The following is a 20,825-nucleotide window of genomic DNA, read 5'->3' as shown; positions in this document are numbered from 1 at the left end:
GACCAGGAGACCACATGAGCGTGCCCGCTCGCCCCGCTCCGTTGTTCACCGACATCGACGATGTCGCGCGGCGCTTGGCGGAGACCGGCTACCTGCCCGATACCGCCACCGCGACAGCGGTTTTCCTCGCCGACCGGCTGGGCAAGCCATTGCTCGTGGAGGGGCCTGCGGGTGTCGGCAAGACCGAGCTGGCCCGCGCGGTGGCCGCGACCACAGGCTCCGAACTCGTGCGGTTGCAGTGCTACGAGGGCGTCGACGAGGCCCGCGCGCTCTACGAGTGGAACCACGCCAAGCAGATCCTGCGGATCCAGGCCGGACAGAGCGCGAACGGCGGCGACTGGGACCAGACCAAGATGGACGTGTTCAGCGAGGAGTTCCTGCTGGCCCGCCCGCTGCTCACCGCGATCAAGCGCACCGACCCGACCGTGCTGCTGATCGACGAGACGGACAAGGCAGACATCGAGATAGAGGGCCTGCTGCTGGAAGTGCTCTCCGACTTCGCCGTGACCGTCCCCGAACTCGGCACGATCACCGCGGAGCGGCCGCCGTTCGTGCTGCTCACCTCGAATGCCACCCGTGAGCTCTCCGAGGCGCTCAAGCGTCGCTGCCTGTTCCTGCACATCGACTTCCCCGACCCGGACCTGGAGCGCCGCATCCTGCTGTCCCGGGTACCCGAACTGCCCGAGCGCATCGCAGGAGAGCTGGTGCGGATCATCGGGGTGATGCGCGCTATGCAGCTCAAGAAGGTGCCGTCGGTCGCCGAGACGATCGACTGGGGCCGCACCGTCCTGGCCCTCGGCCTGGACACCATCGACGACGAGATGATCGCCGCCACCCTCGGTGTGGTGCTCAAACACCAGTCCGACCAGGTCAAAGCGGCCGGCGAACTGAAGCTGAACTGATGGGGCTGAACTAGTGGTGCCCCGCCGGGTTCGACCGCCCCAGCCGCTGGCCCCGCACGGCCTGCCCGGGCACCTCGTAGAGTTCGTCGAAGCCCTTCGCGGGCAAGGAATCTCGGTCGGGCCGTCGGAAACCGTGGACGCCGGCCGGGTGATCACCGTGCTCGGGTTGGGCAATCGTGAAGCGCTGCGCGAGGGCATTGCGTGCGCGGTGCTTCGGCGCCCCGACCACCGTGAGACCTACGACGCGATGTTCGACCTGTTCTTCCCGGCCGCACTGGGCGCACGCACCGTGCTCTCGGACGAGGACGAGGCAGACACCGGTGGTGAGGATCGGCTCCAACTGCCGCCCGAGGACATCGAGGCGATGCGCGACGCGTTGGTGCAGATGCTGGCCGACAACGAGGATCTGGCCAATCTCGACGACCGGATGGCGGCGATGATCGCGCGGATCGTCGAGGCCTACGGTCGCTACAACTCCAGCCGCGGCCCATCGTACTCGTCGTATCAGGCGCTCAAGGCCATGAGCCTCGACGATCTGGAGGGCCGGCTGCTGGCCGGGCTCCTCGCCCCCTACGGCGAGGAGCCCACACCGACCCAGGAAGAGATCGCCAAGGCGCTGGCCGCCCAGCGCATCACCCAGCTGCGCAAGATGGTTGAGTCCGAGACCAAGCGGCGCACCGCCGAGCAGTTGGGCCGTGACCACGTACAGATGTACGGGGTGCCGCAGCTGGCCGAGAACGTCGAGTTTTTGCGGGCCTCCGGCGAGCAGCTCCGCCAGATGCGCAAGACCGTGCAGCCGCTGGCGCGCACATTGGCGACGCGGCTGGCGGCCCGGCGCCGGCGGTCCCGGTCCGGGGAGATCGACCTTCGCAAGACGCTGCGTAAGTCGATGTCCACCGGCGGTGTGCCCATCGACGTCGTGCTCAAGAAGCCGCATCCGGCCCGTCCGGAACTCGTGGTGCTCTGCGATGTGTCGGGGTCGGTGGCCGGGTTCAGCCACTTCACGCTGATGCTGGTCTCGGCACTGCGTCAGCAGTTCTCCCGGGTTCGTGTCTTCGCTTTTATAGACACCACCGACGAGGTCACCGACATGTTCGGTCCGGAGGCCGATCTGGCGGTCGCGGTGCAGCGCATCACCCGCGAGGCCGGTGTCTACACCCGCGACGGGCACTCCGACTACGGGCACGCGTTCGTGTCTTTCCTGGACAAGTACCCCAATGTGTTGTCCCCGCGCAGCTCGCTGCTGGTGCTGGGCGACGGCCGGAACAACTACCGCAACCCCGAGACGGAGCTGCTCGGACACATGGTGTCGGCCAGCCGGCACGCGCACTGGCTCAACCCGGAGCCCAAGCACCTGTGGGGCAGCGGGGATTCTGCGGTTCCCAAATACCTCGAAACCATCCCGATGCACGAGTGCCGCTCGGCCAAGCAGTTGGCCGCGGTGATCGACGGGTTGCTGCCGGTCTGAGCACCGCGCAACCCACTCGCCCCGTGCCGCAGCCTTCGCACGGGTGCCGACGCACGTCAACGCTCCCGTAAGCTGCCTCTTTGTGGCAAGACGGCGCAGGCTGGGTGTGATGGGTGGGACGTTCGATCCCATTCACAACGGGCACCTGGTTGCCGCCAGTGAGGTGGCCGACCTGTTCGAGCTCGACGAGGTGGTGTTCGTCCCGACCGGTCAGCCGTGGCAGAAACACGACCGGCGGGTCAGTGCTCCTGAGGACCGGTATCTGATGACGGTGATCGCCACCGCGTCCAACCCGAGGTTCTCGGTCAGCCGGGTCGATATCGACCGGGGCGGGGCGACCTACACCAAGGACACCTTGCGAGATCTGCGTGACCTCAACGCCGAGTCCGACTTGTACTTCATCACCGGAGCCGATGCCCTGGCCTCGATCCTGTCCTGGCAGAACTGGGAGGACCTGTTCTCCATGGCGAGGTTCGTCGGCGTGAGCCGGCCAGGCTATGAGCTGGACGGTGAACATATCGAGGCGGCGCTGCGTGAGCTGCCGCCTGACACATTGACATTGGTCGAGGTGCCCGCGTTGGCCATCTCGTCCAGCGACTGCCGTAGGCGGGCCTCCGAAGGCCGGCCGATCTGGTACCTGGTGCCCGACGGCGTCGTGCAGTACGTGACCAAACGCGGGTTGTACTCCGCAGACGGGAAGGGTGAACACATCATGGAGCCGGTTCGATGAGCGCTACCGAAGAAGCTGTCGCCATGGCGACGGTGGCCGCCCAGGCCGCCGCGGCCAAGTTGGCCGACGATGTGGTGGTCATCGATGTGTCGGGCCAGCTTGTGATCACCGACTGCTTTGTGATCGCGTCGGCCTCCAACGAGCGTCAGGTCAACGCGATCGTCGACGAGGTCGAGGACAAGATGCGCCTGGCCGGCTACAAGCCCGCCCGGCGCGAGGGCACCCGGGAGGGGCGCTGGACGCTGCTCGATTACGTGGACATCGTCGTGCACATCCAGCATCAGGACGAGCGGGAGTTCTACGCCCTGGAACGGCTGTGGCGTGACTGCCCGGCGGTTCCGGTGGAGCTGGAAACGCCCGAGGTCGACGAATGAGGGCGCGATGAGGGTGCGTCGGCTGGTGCTGCTGCGCCATGGCCAGACCGAATACAACGCGGGCAGTCGGATGCAGGGTCAGCTCGACACCGAGTTGTCCGATCTGGGCCGCGACCAGGCTGCCGCGGCGGCCGAGGTGCTGGCCAAGCGTCAACCGTTGTTGATCGTGTCCTCGGACCTCAAGCGTGCCCTGGACACCGCGATGACCCTCGGTGACCGCGCGGGGATCCCGGTAGCCGTGGACAAGCGGTTGCGTGAGACGCATCTGGGGGACTGGCAGGGTTTGACCCACCAGGAGGTGGACACGGCGGCCCCGGGCGCTCGCGCGGCCTGGCGTGAGGACGCGCGGTGGGCACCGCATGGTGGTGAGAGCCGTGTCGACGTGGCTGACCGCAGTGTTCCGGTGGTCACCGAACTCGTTGCCGGACAACAGGAGTGGGGCCTGGATGGATCGGACCGCCCCGTCGTACTAGTGGCTCACGGAGGGCTGATCGCGGCGCTGACCGCCGGGCTGCTCGGCCTGCCGGTGGACAACTGGCCGGTGCTCGGCGGCATGGGTAATGCCAGTTGGGTTCAGCTGTCGGGACATTCCGACGAGTCAGGCGGTTCCGGCGATGTGCCGGACTTGGACTCGATCCGCTGGCGGCTGGACGTGTGGAATGCCTCGGCGCAGGTGGCCAACGATGTCCTCTGATCGCGTGCCTGACCGCAGGCCGGTGCTGCTGGTGTTCTGCGACTCGCTGTCCTATTTCGGCCCGACCGGCGGTCTGCCGTCCGATGATCCGCGGATCTGGCCCAACATCGTGGCCGAGCAGCTCGGCTGGGACGTGGAACTCATCGGCCGGATCGGCTGGACCTGCCGCGACGTCTGGTGGGCTTCGACCCAGGATCCACGGGCGTGGGCCGCGCTACCGCGTGCCGGCGCGGTGGTCTTCGCCACCAGCGGCATGGATTCGCTGCCCTCGCCGTTGCCGACGGCGCTGCGCGAGTCGATCCGCTACATGCGTCCGGCGTGGCTGCGTCGGTGGGCACGCGACGGCTACGGCTGGCTCCAACCCCGGTTGTCGCCGATCGCCCGATCGGCGCTGCCCCCGCACGTGACGGTCGAGTACCTCGAGATGACACGCAACGCCATCGATTTCAACCGGCCGGGCATTCCGGTGGTGGCCTCGCTGCCGTCGGTGCACATCGCCGACACGTACGGCAAGGCCCATCACGGTCGTGAGCCCACGGTGAAGGCGATCACGGACTGGGCGGCCGAGCATGACGTGGCGTTGGTGGACCTCAAGGCCGCGGTGGCCGACGAGGTGCTGGGCGGACGAGGCAATCCCGACGGCATCCACTGGAATTTCGAAGCCCACCGGGCGGTAGCCGAGCTGATGCTCAAGGGTCTGGCCGAGGCCGGTGTGCCACAACTGGATTCCACCGACTGACGATGGCGGTCATGGTGGTGACCGACTCGACGTCGCGGTTGCGGCCCGAGTTGTGTGAAAAGTGGGGCATTCGGCAGGTGCCGTTGCACATCCTCGACGACGGTCATGACTGGCGCGACGGTATCGATCCGATGCCGTCGGACATCCATGACCGGGCCAGGGTCACCACCTCCGGGGCTTCGCCGGCCGATCTCGCCGACACCTATCGGCAGGCGCTGGCCGACAGTGACGGCGACGGTGTTGTCGCAGTCCACATCTCGGCTGCGCTGTCGAGCACCTACAGCACCGCAGCGGCGGTGGCCCGTGAGATCGGGCAGGCCGTGCGGGTGGTGAATTCCCGCGCAGCGGCCATGGGCGTGGGTTTCGTCGCCCTGGCCGCCGCCGAGTCGGCCCGCCGCGGAGACTCCCTCGACGCTGTCGAGGTGGCAGCTCGGGCTGCCGTACCTCGCGGGCAGGCGTTCATCGTCGTGCACCGGTTGGACAATCTGCGACGCAGCGGCCGGATCGGTACGGCGGCGTCGTGGCTGGGGACCGCGCTGTCACTCAAACCTCTGCTGCGCCTCGACGTGGATGGCCGGCTCGTGCTCTCGCAGCGGATCCGGACGATATCGAAAGCCCATGCGGCACTTGTCGATCAGATCGCCGATGCCGCGGGGGACCGCGCCGTGCGGGTGGTCGTGCACCACGTCGACAACCCGGACGGCGCTGAGGAGGTCGCAGCGGCACTCACCGACCGGCTACCGAACCTGCGGTCCCTGTCGGTAGCCGACATGGGCCCGGTGCTGGCCGTTCATGTCGGTGGCGGCGCAGTCGGTGCGTGCATCGCTGTGGCGGACGCTTAGCAGGTCCGGCAATCTCCGGATTATTGCCGCCGGTTTCTACCGGAAGGCTGTAGATCGACTGCGCGCACAACCCTCTGGTGGAAAACGGCGCAGCCGGTTTCATCCCGCGTGAAACCTTGACTTTCCCACCTGGAAAGTGAATCCTACTTTCCATGTGGGAAAGTGGAGATGGAGCCATGGGAGACACGACGCCGGCCGATGCGCGTGCCGCGTTGGATGCTGTCGACCGCGCCACGGCGCGGGTCGCCGATGAAGTCGGCCTGCCCCGGTGGTACTGGTGGATCTTGGCGGCGGGCTGGGTATTTCTCGGGGTCATCGGCGATGTCGGCCCGCAATGGCTCGTCATCGCCGCGACGATCGGGTTCGGTGCCGTTCACTCCGGGATCGCCTCGCGTCGTCTGGACGGCCGCCGCAGGACCAATCGCCTGCAGGTCAGCGCGGACACGGCCTGGCATCGGATACCGCTGGTGGTGATCGGCATGCTGATCGCACTGGTCGGCCTGACGATCGCGGTGGGAATGGCGCTGGATGCCGACGGAACCCGTCATGCCGGGATTGCCGCGGCGGTGTTCGTCGCCGCGATCGTCGGGTTGGGCGGCCCCGAGATTCTGCGCACCCTGTGCCGCTGGACAAATGCATGACGACGGTGCCGCGCTTTGACGAACTGATTCACCCCGGCACGCGGCTGACTCTGGTCGCGATGTTGGCTGCCGCGGATTGGGCGGAGTTCTCCTATCTCAAAGAGACCCTGGGGCTTTCGGATTCGGCGTTGTCCAAACAACTGTCGGTTCTGGAGAACGCCGGGTACGTGATCACCGAGCGGCGCCTAGACCGAAGCCGCCACAAGGTGCACGCCAGGCTCACCGACGCCGGCCGGGTGGCGTTCGACGGTCACGTCGCGGCCCTGCGAGCCATCGTCGGCGGAGCCGACGCAACGGGCATCGTCGGCGGAGCCGACGTCGCGGCGGGCGTCAGCCGGCGAACCGGCCGGTCACCGGCGGCAGGTCCTTGAGCGTGAGGATGCCGGGCGCCGCGGCCACCACGGCGGGCACCGCATTGGTGACCGGCAGCGCGGTGTAGATCATGCCGAGCCCGTTGAGGCTGACCTCGCTCCAGTCCTTCGAGGGCAGGCAGTACACGACGGTGCGCATGTTGGGGACGCCGAAGACCTGGATCACGTGACCGTGCGCGACCGGCTTCGGCGGGGTGACGTGATTGCCCATGATCCAGTTGAATCCGACGCTGACGACATTCTTGTCGCCCACCCAGCCGCGGTGGTAACCGAACACGCTGGCCACCGTGCCCTTGGGGATCTGCATGAACCCCAGATCGGAATCATCGGTGGCCGCGGTGAACGTGACGTCGAAGGTGATCCGGTCCAGCTTGGCGCCGATGGCGTCGGCCATCATCGCCGCCGACTCGGCGAACACCTCACTCTCGAGACGGACACTCTCGGCCAGCCCGGGCGTCTCGGGATCCTGCCCAAATCCCATCGCGGCCATGGTTCCGGCCGATTCGTAGACCCCACAGTCGACGGACTCGGTGATCCGGATCTCGTCCACGCTCTCGCATGCGCTGGACAGCACCATGCCCATCATGTTGGTCAAGCCGGGGTGGGCCCCGCTGCCGAAAATCGTGGAATTACCTGTCTGGCAAGCCTTCTCGATTCGCTGCCGGTCTTCGGGGGATTGCTTGCCGCCGGTGATCCAGGCGGCACTGGAACAGACGTTGATCCCGGCCTCCAGGAGGCGGACCAGTTCGTCGATGCTGGGCCAGATCGGGTTGTAGCAGCAGGCGTCGGGTTTCAGAGCGATCAGATCGTCGATGGAGTTGGTGGCCTTGATGCCGGTGGGCTCGGGCCAGCCGGCCAACTCGGCGGCATCGACACCGACCTTGTCCGCGCCGTGGGCGTACACGCCGACCAGTTCCATGTCGTCGCGGCCGATGATCGCGTGCAGCGAGCGTCGTCCGATGTTGCCGGTGGTCCACTGGATGACCCGAATCGGCCTACCCACTGCGGTCATGATCGCCTCCGTCGCTGAGCCCTGCGCTGGACTCTAGACACTATCGGGGACTTGTTCACCCGCGGTAGGCGCACCGGTCCCTGCTGGCGGGAGACTCGCCGGCGTCGCACAATCGAACTGTGGGGCGAGTTCGCCCCGCGAAGCCATGAATCGAGGTCAGATCATGGACATGCTCTACGCGCTCGCATCGGCGGGGGCCGGCGCCATCGCCCTGGTCTGGCTGGGTTTGAGCAACATCCGGGTCGTCAGACAGTACGAACGCGGTGTGGTGTTCCGGTTCGGCCGGGTCCGCGACAACGTCAGGCAGCCCGGCCTGACGATGCTCATTCCCGTCGCGGACCGGCTGCAGAAGGTCAACATGCAGATCATCACGATGCCGGTCCCCGCGCAGGACGGCATCACCCGCGACAACGTCACCGTGCGGGTCGATGCGGTCATCTACTTCAACGTGCTCGACCCGGTACGGGCCGTGGTCGACGTGCAGGACTACATGTCGGCGATCGGTCAGGTGGCGCAGACCTCGCTCCGGTCGATCATCGGCAAGAGCAATCTGGACGACCTGCTGTCCAACCGCGAGCGGCTCAACCAGGGCCTCGAACTGCTCATCGACAACCCTGCGGTGGGCTGGGGGATACACATCGACCGGGTCGAGATCAAAGACGTCGTGCTGCCGGATTCGATGAAACGGTCCATCGCGCGTCAGGCTGAGGCGGAGCGGGAGCGGCGGGCCCGGGTCATCACCGCCGACGGCGAACTGCAGGCGTCCGAGAAACTCGCCGCGGCGGCCGATGTGATGTCCGCGGACCCGGCGGCCCTGCAGCTGCGACTGCTGGAGACCGTCGTCGAAGTGGCCGCGGAGAAGAACTCCACCGTGGTCCTGCCGTTCCCGGTGGAACTGCTGCGATACCTGGAACGGGCCACGCCCCAGCGCCCCTCCACCAGGTCGGTGGGATAGGTAATCCACAGCGCGAGATTCATCCACAGTCGGCCGGTGCCGAAGGTCGGGGAGCCCGGAATCGTCGTGACCCGCACCTACCGTCGCGGGCATGGGAACCGAATTGGCGGTGGAGCGCCTCCGTCGCCTGGGTGGGGGCCGTCCGGGTGGTGGGGATGATCCCGATACCGAAGAAGGCGGCGGCGCCGACCAGGACACCGCGTCTGAGAGCGCGCTGTCGAGATGGCTGCCCGATACCGCGCCGGGGGACGGCCCGGGCTGGCTGACCAGGGTGCGCGCCGACCCGGGCCGCGCCGGGGCCCTGGTGCTGGCCGGTGTCGGGGTCCTCGCGATTCTGGTCACCGTTTTCACCCTGATCCGTCAGCAGCCACCGCCGGTCGCCTCGGCGAATCTGCCACCGGTGCAAATGGTTTCGTCGGCAGGCCCGACACCGGAAGCGAACGCCCCGCCAGGACCGGTGGTGGTCAGCGTGGTCGGCCTGGTGCACAAGCCCGGGCTGGTGACCTTGCAGCCCGGGGCGAGGATCGCCGATGCGCTGGAAGCCGCCGGTGGGCCACTCGATGGTGCCGACCTGATCGGGCTGAACATGGCCCGCCGGGTCGGTGACGGTGAACAGATCGTGGTCGGTGTCGACGCGCCGCCGGGACAACCGACGACCATGGGCAGTTCGGTCGCGGGCGACCCGCCGGCTCCGACACAACCCGGTGCATCGCAAAGAGGGGCTCCGAAAGCCAAGGCCGGGGCGCCGTCGGGGCCGGTGGACCTCAACACGGCGACGGTCGAAGACCTCGACACGCTGCCTGGTGTCGGCCCGGTGACCGCCGAGGCGATCGTGGCCTGGCGGGCCGCCCACGGCCGGTTCGACAGTGTCGATCAACTCGGCGACGTCGACGGCATCGGCCCGGCCCGGCTGGAGAAACTGCGTGAGCTGGTCCGGGCGTGATGCCTCCGACAGGGACGGGCAGACCGGCGACGGGTGGGCCGCGGGGCAGCCACTGGATCTGCGCCTCGTCCCGGCCGCCCTGACCGCGTGGTCGGTGTCGGCCGCCGCAATCGTCTGGCATCCGGGCGCCGCGGTGGTGGTGGGCCTCGGCGCCGTGGGGTTGACCTGGCTGGCCGCACGGTGGGGAGGCAGTGACGGTACGGGCGTCGCCGCTGCGGTTCTGGCTGTGGCGGCCATCGCGGCCGGATTCACCGTGGCTGTCGGACTGCGCGTGCACCAGGTCGAACATCATCCGCTCGGTCGTCTCTACGGCGGAACTGCGACGGTCGAGGTCGTTCCTGCCGAGACACCGCGGACGATCAAGGGCGGTCGGATGATGTTCCGGGCCGAGCTGCGCCGGGTCGATCAGGTCCCGATGTCGGGCCGAGTCCTGGTGTTCGCTCCAGCGGGCTTCGGCGAGGTAGGCCCGGGGCGTCCGGCGACATTCCGGGCCTCCCTGGGGCGCCCGGGCCGCAGGGACCTGAGTGTTGCCGTGCTGGCGGCGTCGGGACAGCCGTCGCTGGGGGAGGCCTCGGCCGTACAGCGCATCGCCCAACGGATCCGGGCCGGCTTCGCGGAGGCGGCCCGTGCGGTACTGCCCGCCGATCAGGCCGCCATGCTGCCCGCATTGGTGCTGGGGGATACCTCGGCGGTCACCGTCACCACCACCGCGCAGTTCCGCACGTCGGGTCTCACACATCTGACCGCGGTGTCGGGGGCCAACGTGACCATCGTGTGGGGAGCGCTGTTGCTCAGCGCGGTACTGGTCGGGCCGAGTGCGGCTGTGCTGCTCGCCGGCGCCGGGTTGGTCGGTTTCGTCATCGTCGTGCAGCCCTCGGCCAGCGTGCTGCGGGCTGCCGTGATGGGTGCGGTGACGCTGCTCGCGGTGTTGACCCATCGGCGACGACAGGCGGTGCCGGCGCTGGCGGCCAGCGTGATCGCGCTGATGACCGCCACCCCCGAACTTGCGGTCGATGTCGGGTTCGCGTTGTCGGTGTGTGCGACGGCAGGCATCGTCGTCCTCGCCCCGGTGTGGTCGGGCCGGCTGCAGGCCCGTGGCTGGCCGCGCCCGGTGGCGGCAGCGGTCAGCGTCGCGGTGGTGGCCCAGTTGGTCACCGCCCCACTGGTGGCCGGGATCTCGGGGACCGTCAGCCTGGTGGCTGTCGCCGCCAATCTCGCGGTGGCCGGGGTGATTCCGCCGATCACGGTCCTCGGTACCGCGGCGGCCGTGTGCTCGGCGGTCTGGCCGGGCGGAGCCCAACTACTGATCCGGTTCACCGGACCGGAGCTGTGGTGGTTGCTGTCGGTGGCACGGTGGGGTTCGGCGCTCCCGGCGGCCGCCCTGCCGTCGCCCTCGGGGCTGGCCGGCGTGGTGTCGGTAGCGCTGGGAGGAGTGGCGCTGACGGTGCTGTGGCGGCTGCGCTGGATGCGTCGCGGACTGGCGGCTTTGGTGCTCGGCCTGCTGGCCTGGGCGCTGGCGGGCCAGGTGGTCGGAGCTGTCGGGTAGGCGTGACACGATCATCGGTGTGAGTCAACAGATCGACGGTCTGCACCTGGTTCTGGGCGATGAGGAACTGCTGGTCGAACGAGCAGTGGGGGCGGTGCTGCGGGCGCTGCGCCAGCAGGCCGGCTCCGATGACGTTCCGGTGGACCGGATGCGGGCGGGCGAGGTCAGCACCAGTGAGCTCGCCGAGCTGCTGAGCCCGTCGCTGTTTGCCGAGGAGCGCCTGGTGGTGCTGGAGGCCGCCGCCGAGGCGGGTAAGGATGCCGTGGCCCTGATCGCCTCGGCCGCAGCAGATCTGCCCCCCGGCACCGTTCTGGTCGTCATCCACTCCGGCGGCGGGCGGGCCAAGGCGCTGGCCGATCAATTGAAAAAGCTTGGCGCACAGGTGCATCCGTGTGTGCGTATCACCAAACCGGCAGAGCGTGCGGATTTCGTACGTGCCGAGTTCCGCCAGTTGCGGGTCAAGGTCTCCGACGACACGGTGACCGCGGTGATCGATGCGGTCGGATCGAACATCCGTGAGCTCGCCGCGGTGTGTTCACAGCTGGTGGCCGACACGGCCGGCCAGGTCGACGCCGTAGCGGTGCGTCGCTATCACAGCGGCAAGGCGGAGGTGAAGGGCTTCGACATCGCCGACAAGGCCGTCACCGGCGATGTGGCCGGCGCGGCCGAGGCGTTGCGATGGGCGATGCTGGCCGGTGAGCCCCAGGTGGTGTTGGCCGATGCGCTGGCCGAGGCGGTGCACACGATCGCACGGGTCGGCCCGCTCTCCGGGGATCCGTACCGGCTGGCCGGTGAACTGGGGATGCCGCCCTGGCGGGTGCAGAAGGCGCAGAAGCAGTCGCGCAGATGGTCACGCGACTCGGTGGCCGAGGCGATGCGGGTGGTCGCCACGCTCAATGCAGACGTAAAGGGCGCAGCGGCAGATGCCGACTACGCCCTTGAGACAGCGGTACGCCGGGTGGCGGAACTCGCCACCCGGTGAACCGGCGATATTGCTCGGGTAAGTCCCGGAAAGATCAGAGCTTGTTGAGCGCCACGGCCAGGGCCGACTTCTTGTTGGCAGCCTGGTTGGCGTGGATGACACCCTTGCTGGCGGCCTTGTCGAGCTGGCGGCTGGTCGACACCAGCAACTCGGCAGCCTTGTCCTTCTCGCCCGCCTCGACAGCCTCGCGGAAGCCGCGCACAGCCGTACGCAGCGACGACTTCACCGACTGGTTACGCAGCCGACGACGCTCGTTGGTGAGGATGCGCTTTTCCTGCGACTTGATGTTGGCCACGTAAAAATTCCTTCGTAATTCTCTAGCTGGGGTTACCGAAGTCTGGGTGCGCACACCCGCACTGCGGGCAGCGACTGTTCAGGGTACCAGCGAGGCGTCCGAACTCCCAAAGCGGTGCAGCCGAAACGCCGGCCGCCGACGCCCCAATTTACGGCCCTAATACCATCTCAACCACCCTTTGGCCTGCCGAAACGGGCTGCCCCGTTGGCCCGGCGAAATGCCGGCAGGTGGGGCAGCATGATGAGGGTGAGCCCGAGAACAGCCCGCGCGCAGGCAGCCGAGACGAACGGGTCGGCCGCGGCGGGGCGGCGCGCGGCTTCGACGCGCCGGGCCAAACATCAGGGCGTCTTCGACGGCTACAACCGACTGGGCCGCTACTCCGAGGCCTTCGACGAGATGTTCGACAGCGCCGGCAACGTCCGCGGACCGTACAGGAGCATCTTCGCCGAGCTTGCTCCGTCGGACGCCTCGGAGTTGCGGTCGCGGTCGGACGCACTGGGCCGGGCGTTCATCGATCAGGGGATCACGTTCTCGTTGTCGGGCCAGGAGCGGCCGTTCCCGCTCGACCTGGTGCCGCGGGTGATCTCGGCGGTCGAATGGTCCCGGCTGGAACGCGGCATCATCCAGCGGGTCAAGGCGCTGGAGATGTATCTCGACGACGTCTACGGGGAGCAGGAGATTCTGCGTGACGGCGTGATCCCGCGTCGGCTGGTCACCTCGTGCGAGCACTTCCACCGTGAAGCCGCGGGCATCGTCCCACCCAACGGGGTGCGTATCCACGTTGCGGGTATCGACCTGATCCGTGACGCCTTGGGTGTCTTCCGAGTGTTGGAGGACAATCTGCGGTCGCCGTCGGGGGTGTCCTATGTGATGGAGAACCGGCGCACCATGGCGCGCGTCTTCCCGAATCTGTTCGCCACCCACCGGGTGCGCGCGGTCGGTGACTACTCCTCGCACCTGCTGCGGGCGCTGCGCAACGCGGCACCCACCAACGTCGCCGACCCGACCGTCGTGGTGCTCACGCCCGGCGTCTACAACTCGGCCTACTTCGAGCACTCGCTGCTGGCCCGGCAGATGGGGGTCGAGTTGGTCGAGGGCCGCGATCTGTTCTGCCGCGACAACGCCGTCTACATGCGCACCACCGAGGGCGAGCGTCAGGTCGACGTCATCTACCGCCGCATCGACGATGCGTTCCTGGACCCGATGCAGTTCCGGCCCGACTCGGTGCTCGGGGTGGCCGGCCTGCTCAACGCGGCCCGGGCCGGCAACGTCGTGATCTCCAGTGCGGTGGGCAACGGGGTCGGTGACGACAAGCTCGTCTACACCTATGTCCCGACGATCATCGAGTACTACCTCGGGGAGAAGCCGGTACTCGCCAACGTCGACACCTACCGCTGTTGGTTGGACGCCGAACGGGAGGAGGTGCTCGACCGGATCGACGAACTCGTCATCAAGCCGGTGGAAGGCTCGGGTGGGTACGGCATCGTGTTCGGCCCGGACGCCTCGGCCAAGGAGTTGACCGCGGTTGCCAGGAAGATCCGCAACGACCCGCGCGGCTGGATCGCCCAGCCGGTGATGCAGCTGTCCACCGTGCCCACCCAGATCGGCGACAAGCTGGCGCCCCGGCACGTGGACCTGCGCCCGTTCGCGGTCAATGACGGCAATGACGTCTGGGTGCTGCCCGGCGGGCTCACCCGGGTGGCGCTGCCGGAAGGGTCTCTGGTGGTCAATTCCAGTCAGGGCGGTGGGTCGAAGGACACCTGGGTGCTGGCGTCGCGGACATCGGCGGCAGATCGCGAGCTCGCCGCGGCCGAGGTGGTGCGGTCGCTGCCCGAATCCGACCAGGGGCCCAAAAGTGATGGCGCGCCTGATGGTTCGTCATCCCAACAACAGCAGTAGTAGCAGGGGGTGGGAGTAGATGCTGGCGCGCAATGCCGAGTCGTTGTATTGGATCGGGCGCTATGTGGAACGGGCCGACGACACCGCACGCATCCTCGATGTCACGGTGCATCAGCTGCTGGAGGACTCCAGTGTCGACCCGGACGTCGCCTCACGCACGCTGCTGCGGGTGCTCGGTATCGAGCCGCCGGCGCGGCGTCTGGACGTGTGGTCGTTGACCGACGTCGTGGCGTTCAGCCGCGACAGCGGCGGTAACTCGATCGTCGATTCGATCTCGGCCGCGCGCGAGAACGCCCGCGGGGCCCGCGAAGTCACCTCGACCGAGATCTGGGAGTGTCTCAACACCACCTACAACGCGCTCGCCGAGCGGGAGCGCGCGGCCAAACGACTGGGCCCGCACGAGTTCCTGTCCTATGTCGAGGGCCGCGCGGCGATGTTCGCGGGGCTGGCCGATTCGACGTTGAGCCGCGACGATGGCTACCGGTTCATGTTGTTGGGCCGCGCGATCGAGCGCGTCGACATGACCGTCCGGTTGCTGTTGTCGCGGGTCGGGGACAGCGGGTCGTCACCGGCCTGGGTCACGTTGCTGCGGTCGGCCGGCGCCCATGACACGTATCTGCGTACCTACCGTGGTGTGCTCGACGCCGGTCGCGTGGTCGAGTTCATGCTGTTGGACCGGCTGTTCCCCCGGTCGATCTTCTATTCGCTGCGGTTGGCCGAACACAGTCTCGACGAGTTGCTCAATCGGCCGCACAGCCGGTTGGGGGCGACCGCCGAGGCGCAGCGGCTGTTGGGCCGGGCGCGCAGTGAGCTCGAGTTCCTGCAGCCGGGCGCGCTGCTGGAATCCCTGGATGCCCGGCTGGCCGGGTTGCAGAAGACCTGCCGCGATGTCGGAGAAGCGTTGGCACTGCAGTACTTCCACTCCGCCCCGTGGGTGGCCTGGACCGACGCCGGGCTTGGCGATGTGGTTGTGATCGAGGAGGGCGAGGTCTAGATGTGGCGGTTGCGCGTGGTGCATTCGACCGGGTATGCGTACCGGTCGGCGGTGACGGCGTCCTATAACGAGGCCCGCTTGACCCCGCGGTCGGATTCGCGTCAGAACGTGATCCTGAACCGGGTCGAGACCATCCCGGCGACCAGGTCCTATCGGTATGTCGACTATTGGGGTACGGCGGTGACGGCCTTCGATCTGCACGCTCCCCACACCGAGTTGGAGGTCTCGGGATCCTCGGTGGTCGAGACGGAGGTCGCGGAGAAACCCGAGGAGCTCGCCGGGTGGGATGATCTGGGCACCGAGGCCGTGATCGACCGGTTCGACGAGGTGCTCAGCCCGACCCATTACACACCGCACAGCAAGCGGATCACGCGCGTGGGACAGCGGATCGCCAAGGACCACAACCCGTTCGAGGCGGTCGGGGCGGTGGCGCAGTGGGTGCGCAGTGAACTCGACTATGTGCCTGGTACCACCGGGGTGCACTCCTCGGGCCTGGACGCGTTGCGCGAGGGCAAAGGCGTGTGTCAGGACTTCGCCCATCTGTCGTTGATCACGTTGCGGTCCATGGGGATTCCGGCGCGGTACGTGTCGGGCTATCTGCATCCGATCGGGGACGCGGAGGTGGGGGACACCATCGACGGTCAGAGCCACGCCTGGATCCAGGCGTGGACCGGAGGCTGGTGGCACTACGACCCGACCAACGACTCCGAGATCAATGAGCAGTACGTCAGTGTGGGCGTGGGTCGGGACTACTCGGATGTGGCCCCGCTCAAGGGAATCTATTCGGGTGAGGGGTCGACGGATCTCGACGTGGTCGTGGAGGTCACCCGGCTGGCTTGATCGGGCCCGCACCCGGGCGGCCCAGGTTGCGGAAGCCGGGGTGCACGTGCGGGGCCAGCTCATGTTGAACCGCCAGAGTCTGCAACAGCTCGTGGAGGTTGTCTCGTTGTGCCGCATCGAGACCGGCGGTCATGCGCTCGTCGTGCCGGCGCGCCAGCTCTCCGATGCGGCGCAGGGTCTTTTTTCCTGCGGTGCTGAGAAACAGCGCGTGCAGCCGGCGGTCGTCGGGATTGCGGCGTCGTTCGACGTAGCCGCGGTCCTCGAGATCGTCGACGTAGCTCACCACCCGGCTCGGTAGCAGGCCCAGCTGGGTGCTCAGGGATTGCTGGCTGAGTCCCGGCTGGCCGCCGATGGCGCGCAGAATGCCGGCGTGCGGCGGGGTGAGCTCCAGCGTTGCCATCTGCTCGGCGAACAGTGTTGCCGCCCGGTGGCCGAGTTGTGCCAGCAGGAATGCCACGGTGTCCGACGGGCCAGGTTCCATGCCGAAACCGTATCAGTATCAAATGGTTCACGACTGGAAACATTCAGCCTGTTGCCGTCGGGCGAATGCGGGCATATCGTTCAAAACATGAACGATTCAATCGCAGATCGAATTCGGTCCACACGACCGGCAGGCCGACAAGGCGGACCGCCTCTGGCCCCGGTGGCAGCGGCCTCGCTCGCGTTGGTGCTGGCCGGGCTTGCCGTCGGCGTCGCACTCGGTGGGGTGATGCCGCTGCCGTACGGCACGGGCGCAGACGTCCTTCGATATGTCCATGACCACCACCCGGCGGTGCAGGCCAGTGCGGTGGGCGCGTTCGCGGCGTCGGTACCGCTGGCGATCTACGCCGCCACCGCGAGCACACGTCTGCGGCAACTCGGCGTGACCGCGCCCGGTGCGACGATCGCACTGGCGGGCGGGATTCTCGCCTCCGGCGCCCTCGCGCTGGCAGGGCTGATCTGCTGGACGATGTCGCGGCCCGAGGTGGTCGTCGACGACGGCCTGATCCGGGCGCTGTACTACCTGGTGTTCCTCACGGGCGGGGTCGGGCACATCGTGGCACTCGGTCTGCTGATCGCCGGGGTCGCGGTGCCCAGCCTCGTCCTCGGACTGTTGCCGCGGGCGTTGGCCTGGGCCGGCCTGGCCATCGCGGTGCTGGCCGAGGTGGCGACACTGGTGCTCATCTGGCCAGAAGCGGCGGTGATCCTGCCGGTCGCCCGGTTCACGGGTCTCATCTGGCTCATCGTCGCCGGTGCGCTTCTGCCGAAGCGGCGGGCCGAGGTGCGGCGCGCATGAAGCTCAGCGTGAGTGTCACAAACTACTCATGGCCGGAAGCGATTCACGAGCGGCTCGCCGATCTGGCGACGTTCCTCGATGGCACCGCCGTCGATACCCTGTGGGCGGCCGACCATCTCATGCAGGCTGACCCCTCCTGCCGGATGGACGAGCCGATGCTCGAGGCGTATACCGTGCTCGGTTACCTCGCTGCGGCGACGCGACGCATCCGGCTGGGCACGATGGTTACAGCGGCGACCTTCCGGGCACCCGCTCTGTTGATCAAGGCGGTGACGACGCTCGACGTGCTCTCGCACGGCCGCGCGTGGCTCGGTCTCGGCGCCGGATACAACGCGGCCGAGGCTACCGCGATGGGATTGTTCCTGCCGGACACCGCGGAACGGTTCGAGCGGATGACCGAGCTGTTGCAGTTGGCCTGGCAAATGTGGCGCGGCGACCAAACGAGTTACCGCGGTGCGTATCTGACCGCGCAGCAGCCGATTGGCAGCCCGCTACCCGTGACCGCGCCGCATCCTCCCGTGCTGATCGGCGGCACCGGCGAGCGACGCACACTGCGGCTGGTCGCTCAGTACGGCGATGCTTGCAACCTGTTCGACGTCCCAGACGGCGGCGCCACGATCCGGAGACAGCTCGAGGTTCTCGATCGGCACTGCGCGGACGTCGGACGGCGACCCGACGAGATCGAGCGTACGGTGACCACGGCTCTTCACGACGGCGATCGGTCCGACGCACTCGTCGAGCGTTGCCACGCGCTGGCCGACTTGGGGATCCAGCACGTTGTCGTGATCGCCCGCGGGCGGCCGCTGACTGACGCCGACCTCGATTGTGTTGCGGGCGCGGCAGATCAGCTGCGCGCCTTGGTGCACACCCCGGGATGAACCTGGACGCGGTGCAGATCGTCGCCCAGCTCGATCTGTCGGTCGAATTCACTGGCCGCCAGTGCCCGCCACTGGTCCTCGGTGCCCGGAGCGATCGCTGGTACGTAATGAGTCAGGATCAGGATGCCCACTCCTGCGCGGGTGGCGGTGGCCGCCGCCTCCTCCACCGAGGAGTGGTAGTCACAGATGTCGCGGATCCGTTGCATCGGAAGCTGTTCGACGAGGTCTTTGCGGATCACCGTGTGCACCAGTGCTCCTGCTCCGGCAGCCAGCGCATCGAGGCTGGGGCATGGCACGGTGTCGCCCGCGGCCACCACCGAGGCCCCGCCGTGTTCGATCCGGAAAGCGATGGTCGGCGTCACGGGCCGGTGGTCGGTGGGGGCGACGCGGATCTGCACATCGCCGTGGTCCCACACCACCGCGTCGGTGTACTCGTGGACTTCCACCCGCGGTGGGCCGGTGAGGTCAGCGTGGTGGGCGGTGCGGTAACCGATGTCGTGCCCGAACGCCCGCAGCGTCGCGTCGACCACCTCGGCGGTGCCCGGTGGGCCGATGACCGGCAGGGGCGGAGCGTCCGGGGTGAACGTACTCACCCAGCGGGTGATGATCACATCGCCGAGGTCGGCGATGTGATCGCTGTGCAGATGGGTGAGCAGCAGCGCGCTGAGCTGGTTGGCGCCTGACCCCGCGGCGGCAAGGCGCTGCAGCACGCCACGCCCGCAGTCGATCAGAAAACTCTGGCCCCCGGCGCGCACCAGGGTTGACGGCCCCGCCCGCTCCGGATCGGGGATTGGGCTACCGGTGCCGAGCAGCGTGACCTCGATCATGGCCCCATTCCTACTCCGTTCTGGCTCCCTTCCGGCCCTAAACGGGCGTGGCTTCTTCCTAACTGACGAACACCGCTTTAGCCTGGTGTGAGGTGGATCACGATCGGAGGCTGCCGATGCGAATCGCGGACGTGCTGAAAAACAAGGGCACGGCGGTGGTGACGATTTCCCCGGAGACCACGGTGACCGAACTGTTGGCCGGGCTGACCGAGCTGAACATCGGTGCCATGGTCGTGATGGGGCCCGGAGGTTTGGCCGGCATCGTCTCGGAGCGCGATGTGGTGCGCAAACTGCACGAACGTGGCAGCAGCTTGTTGGCGCAGCCCGTATCGGAGATCATGACCACGGTGGTGGCGACATGCACGCCCCGTGACACCGTCGATCACCTCAGCGCATTGATGACCGAGAACCGGGTGCGCCACATTCCGGTGCTCGACCGTGGCAGGCTGGCCGGCATCGTCAGCATCGGGGACATCGTCAAGACCCGGATGGAAGAACTCGAGGCTGAGCAGGAACAACTGCAGGCCTACATCACCCAGGGTCGTTGATCGCGCCGCGCGACGGGCTTCGGACGCGAAATCGGGTTGAGGCGTGTGCGATGGTGGGCTGGTGGCCGCCGTCGATGTCCGTCCCCCGAACAAGTCTGACGTCAAGCACGTTGCCGCAGTCCTGGGCCGGGCCTTCCAGCACGACCCGGTGATGTCGTGGATCCTCGCCGACGACACTCGCCGCTCCAAAGGGCTGCCTCGGCTGTTCGCCGCGATCACGCGCCACCATTTCCTCGCAGGCGGCGGTGCCGAAGTGGCCGTCCGCGACGGCGCGATCGGCGCGGCAGCTTTGTGGGACGGTCCGGGCCGTTGGAAACAGACCCCCGGCGAAGAGCTGCGCATGCTGCCCACGATGGTGCTGGCATTCGGCCGCGATATGCGACGAGGCCAGCAGGTTGTCGAGCTCATGAAGCAGCACCATCCAGAGGAACCGCACTGGTACCTGGCGGTGATCGGTAGCGATCCGACCGTGCGCGGTGGCGGTTTCGGGCACGCCCTCATGCAGTCCCGACTGGACCGGGTCGACGCCGAACACGCTCCGGCGTATCTGGAATCGAGCAACCCCGACAACGTGCCGTACTACCTGCGGTTCGGATTCGAGATCACCGGCGAGATCCCGTTGCCAGACGGCGGGCCGGTCATGACTGCGATGTGGCGTCGGCCACGGTAAGGCAAATCGACCGGCAGTCAAGCTGATCGAACACGCCGGACATCTTCATGATCAGCACTACGCCGACCGCGACGAATACCGCGATTAGCAGCACAAGCCCGATGATCGCGGCCACCGATGTGGGGCTGTGCCTGTGCCTGGGCCTCGGCGCGGGTTCGCCCAGCCCCGAGGTTTGCGCCGAGTCCGGTGGGGTGGCGCCTGGAGCGACGCCGCCGCCGGGTTCCAGATCGGGTGTCTTGGCCGGGTCGCGCGCGGGCAATCACGCAGCATCGCGGCTGTTACAGTGCGGAGACCGACCAACAGGGGAATCCGGTGAAAAGCCGGAACTGACGCGCAACGGTATGAGGCGCTGCCTCGAGTCCGATTACCTGTGGGCGGGAACGACTGTCGACGGCTCCG

The 20,825-nt window shown here is 67.7% G+C and carries 25 protein-coding genes and 1 riboswitch; of the genes, 20 read left to right on the top strand and 5 right to left on the bottom strand.

The genetic code is table 11. The features are described 5' to 3' along the window. Positions 1-14: 14 nt before the first annotated feature. The 9 genes from HBE63_RS14880 to HBE63_RS14840 all read left to right on the top strand — a co-directional run bounded on the left by HBE63_RS14880 (position 15) and on the right by HBE63_RS14840 (position 6,761). Positions 15-902: a MoxR family ATPase gene (locus HBE63_RS14880; RefSeq protein ID WP_166905425.1), complete on the top strand. Its 888-nt coding sequence runs from the start codon at positions 15-17 to the stop codon at positions 900-902. A gap of 13 nt (positions 903-915) precedes the next feature. After that, positions 916-2,370, top strand: coding sequence for a VWA domain-containing protein (locus tag HBE63_RS14875; RefSeq protein ID WP_166905424.1), 1,455 nt, complete (start codon positions 916-918; stop codon positions 2,368-2,370). 109 nt (positions 2,371-2,479) lie between these two features. Further along, entirely contained in the window at positions 2,480-3,100 is a 621-nt protein-coding gene (gene nadD / locus HBE63_RS14870; RefSeq protein WP_243858666.1) for a nicotinate-nucleotide adenylyltransferase, read from the top strand. Next, a complete protein-coding gene (rsfS, locus tag HBE63_RS14865) occupies positions 3,097-3,474 on the top strand; it encodes a ribosome silencing factor (protein ID WP_166905422.1) in 378 nt (125 codons plus the stop codon). Before nadD ends, rsfS begins: the two co-directional genes overlap by 4 nt. Before the next feature lie 7 nt (positions 3,475-3,481). Next, positions 3,482-4,168 carry a glucosyl-3-phosphoglycerate phosphatase gene (gene gpgP / locus HBE63_RS14860; RefSeq protein WP_166905421.1) on the top strand — a complete coding sequence of 229 codons (687 nt, stop codon included), beginning with the start codon at positions 3,482-3,484 and terminating at the stop codon, positions 4,166-4,168. Continuing rightward, positions 4,158-4,907, top strand: coding sequence for a diglucosylglycerate octanoyltransferase (gene octT, locus HBE63_RS14855; protein WP_166905420.1), 750 nt, complete (start codon positions 4,158-4,160; stop codon positions 4,905-4,907). Before gpgP ends, octT begins: the two co-directional genes overlap by 11 nt. 2 nt (positions 4,908-4,909) lie before the next feature. Further along, positions 4,910-5,749, top strand: a complete 840-nt coding sequence (locus tag HBE63_RS14850; protein ID WP_166905419.1) for a DegV family protein — start codon at positions 4,910-4,912, stop codon at positions 5,747-5,749. Positions 5,750-5,925: 176 nt separating this feature from the next. Then, entirely contained in the window at positions 5,926-6,390 is a 465-nt protein-coding gene (locus tag HBE63_RS14845) for a hypothetical protein (RefSeq protein ID WP_166905418.1), read from the top strand. Beyond that, positions 6,387-6,761 (top strand): transcriptional regulator, encoded by a 375-nt coding sequence (locus tag HBE63_RS14840; protein ID WP_166905417.1) that lies wholly within the window; start codon positions 6,387-6,389, stop codon positions 6,759-6,761. Before HBE63_RS14845 ends, HBE63_RS14840 begins: the two co-directional genes overlap by 4 nt. Here the strand turns inward: HBE63_RS14840 and HBE63_RS14835 are convergent. Next, the gene (locus HBE63_RS14835; RefSeq protein WP_166905416.1) at positions 6,721-7,773 is read right to left on the bottom strand and encodes a dihydrodipicolinate reductase; all 1,053 of its coding nucleotides are present in this window, start codon (positions 7,771-7,773) and stop codon (positions 6,721-6,723) included. The two genes, HBE63_RS14840 and HBE63_RS14835, sit on opposite strands and share 41 nt — an antisense overlap. 163 nt (positions 7,774-7,936) lie before the next feature. On the opposite strand from HBE63_RS14835, the gene HBE63_RS14830 reads away from it, so the two are divergent. From HBE63_RS14830 to holA, 4 genes are all read left to right on the top strand, one after another. Further along, positions 7,937-8,728 (top strand): SPFH domain-containing protein, encoded by a 792-nt coding sequence (locus tag HBE63_RS14830; RefSeq protein WP_166905415.1) that lies wholly within the window; start codon positions 7,937-7,939, stop codon positions 8,726-8,728. A gap of 91 nt (positions 8,729-8,819) precedes the next feature. Continuing rightward, positions 8,820-9,671 (top strand): ComEA family DNA-binding protein, encoded by an 852-nt coding sequence (locus tag HBE63_RS14825; protein ID WP_166905414.1) that lies wholly within the window; start codon positions 8,820-8,822, stop codon positions 9,669-9,671. 52 nt (positions 9,672-9,723) lie between these two features. Further along, on the top strand, positions 9,724-11,217 hold the full coding sequence (locus HBE63_RS14820; RefSeq protein ID WP_243858729.1) for a ComEC/Rec2 family competence protein: 1,494 nt from the start codon (positions 9,724-9,726) through the stop codon (positions 11,215-11,217). A gap of 40 nt (positions 11,218-11,257) precedes the next feature. Then, entirely contained in the window at positions 11,258-12,199 is a 942-nt protein-coding gene (gene holA / locus HBE63_RS14815) for a DNA polymerase III subunit delta (protein ID WP_243858728.1), read from the top strand. Positions 12,200-12,233: 34 nt separating this feature from the next. Here holA and rpsT read toward each other — a convergent pair whose 3' ends face one another. Further along, entirely contained in the window at positions 12,234-12,494 is a 261-nt protein-coding gene (gene rpsT / locus HBE63_RS14810; RefSeq protein ID WP_163660090.1) for a 30S ribosomal protein S20, read from the bottom strand. 237 nt (positions 12,495-12,731) lie between these two features. Between rpsT and HBE63_RS14805 the strand changes: the two genes are divergently transcribed. The 3 genes from HBE63_RS14805 to HBE63_RS14795 are packed head-to-tail and all read left to right on the top strand — an operon-like array spanning position 12,732 to position 16,227. After that, complete coding sequence (locus HBE63_RS14805) at positions 12,732-14,393, top strand: circularly permuted type 2 ATP-grasp protein (RefSeq protein ID WP_371814999.1); 1,662 nt, start codon at positions 12,732-12,734, stop codon at positions 14,391-14,393. A 19-nt stretch (positions 14,394-14,412) separates the two neighbouring features. Further along, positions 14,413-15,387, top strand: coding sequence for an alpha-E domain-containing protein (locus HBE63_RS14800; RefSeq protein WP_166905411.1), 975 nt, complete (start codon positions 14,413-14,415; stop codon positions 15,385-15,387). Beyond that, complete coding sequence (locus tag HBE63_RS14795; RefSeq protein ID WP_166905410.1) at positions 15,388-16,227, top strand: transglutaminase family protein; 840 nt, start codon at positions 15,388-15,390, stop codon at positions 16,225-16,227. Here the strand turns inward: HBE63_RS14795 and HBE63_RS14790 are convergent. Further along, positions 16,211-16,708: a MarR family winged helix-turn-helix transcriptional regulator gene (locus HBE63_RS14790; RefSeq protein WP_166905409.1), complete on the bottom strand. Its 498-nt coding sequence runs from the start codon at positions 16,706-16,708 to the stop codon at positions 16,211-16,213. The genes HBE63_RS14795 and HBE63_RS14790 overlap by 17 nt on opposite strands. 87 nt (positions 16,709-16,795) lie before the next feature. Between HBE63_RS14790 and HBE63_RS14785 the strand changes: the two genes are divergently transcribed. Both HBE63_RS14785 and HBE63_RS14780 read left to right on the top strand, forming a co-directional pair. Continuing rightward, entirely contained in the window at positions 16,796-17,503 is a 708-nt protein-coding gene (locus HBE63_RS14785; RefSeq protein ID WP_208301377.1) for a hypothetical protein, read from the top strand. An 8-nt stretch (positions 17,504-17,511) separates the two neighbouring features. Next, on the top strand, positions 17,512-18,381 hold the full coding sequence (locus HBE63_RS14780) for a TIGR03560 family F420-dependent LLM class oxidoreductase (RefSeq protein ID WP_243858664.1): 870 nt from the start codon (positions 17,512-17,514) through the stop codon (positions 18,379-18,381). On the opposite strand, the gene HBE63_RS14775 is transcribed toward HBE63_RS14780, so the two are convergent. Next, positions 18,348-19,208, bottom strand: coding sequence for a ribonuclease Z (locus HBE63_RS14775; protein ID WP_166905407.1), 861 nt, complete (start codon positions 19,206-19,208; stop codon positions 18,348-18,350). The genes HBE63_RS14780 and HBE63_RS14775 overlap by 34 nt on opposite strands. Before the next feature lie 116 nt (positions 19,209-19,324). Here HBE63_RS14775 and HBE63_RS14770 point away from each other — a divergent pair, with 116 nt between their 5' ends. Next, positions 19,325-19,756: a CBS domain-containing protein gene (locus tag HBE63_RS14770; protein ID WP_166905406.1), complete on the top strand. Its 432-nt coding sequence runs from the start codon at positions 19,325-19,327 to the stop codon at positions 19,754-19,756. Between the two features lie 61 nt (positions 19,757-19,817). Beyond that, the gene (locus HBE63_RS14765) at positions 19,818-20,426 is read left to right on the top strand and encodes a GNAT family N-acetyltransferase (protein WP_166905405.1); all 609 of its coding nucleotides are present in this window, start codon (positions 19,818-19,820) and stop codon (positions 20,424-20,426) included. Here the strand turns inward: HBE63_RS14765 and HBE63_RS31445 are convergent. Then, positions 20,395-20,685 (bottom strand): DUF6480 family protein, encoded by a 291-nt coding sequence (locus HBE63_RS31445; RefSeq protein ID WP_243858662.1) that lies wholly within the window; start codon positions 20,683-20,685, stop codon positions 20,395-20,397. The genes HBE63_RS14765 and HBE63_RS31445 overlap by 32 nt on opposite strands. Then, positions 20,685-20,817: riboswitch (cobalamin riboswitch) on the top strand. Its footprint overlaps the gene before it by 1 nt. The last annotated feature ends 8 nt before the right edge of the window (positions 20,818-20,825 follow it).

It is taken from the genome of Mycobacterium sp. DL440 (assembly GCF_011745145.1).
Classification (GTDB): domain Bacteria; phylum Actinomycetota; class Actinomycetes; order Mycobacteriales; family Mycobacteriaceae; genus Mycobacterium.
This window is presented reverse-complemented; position numbering and strand designations above follow the sequence as displayed.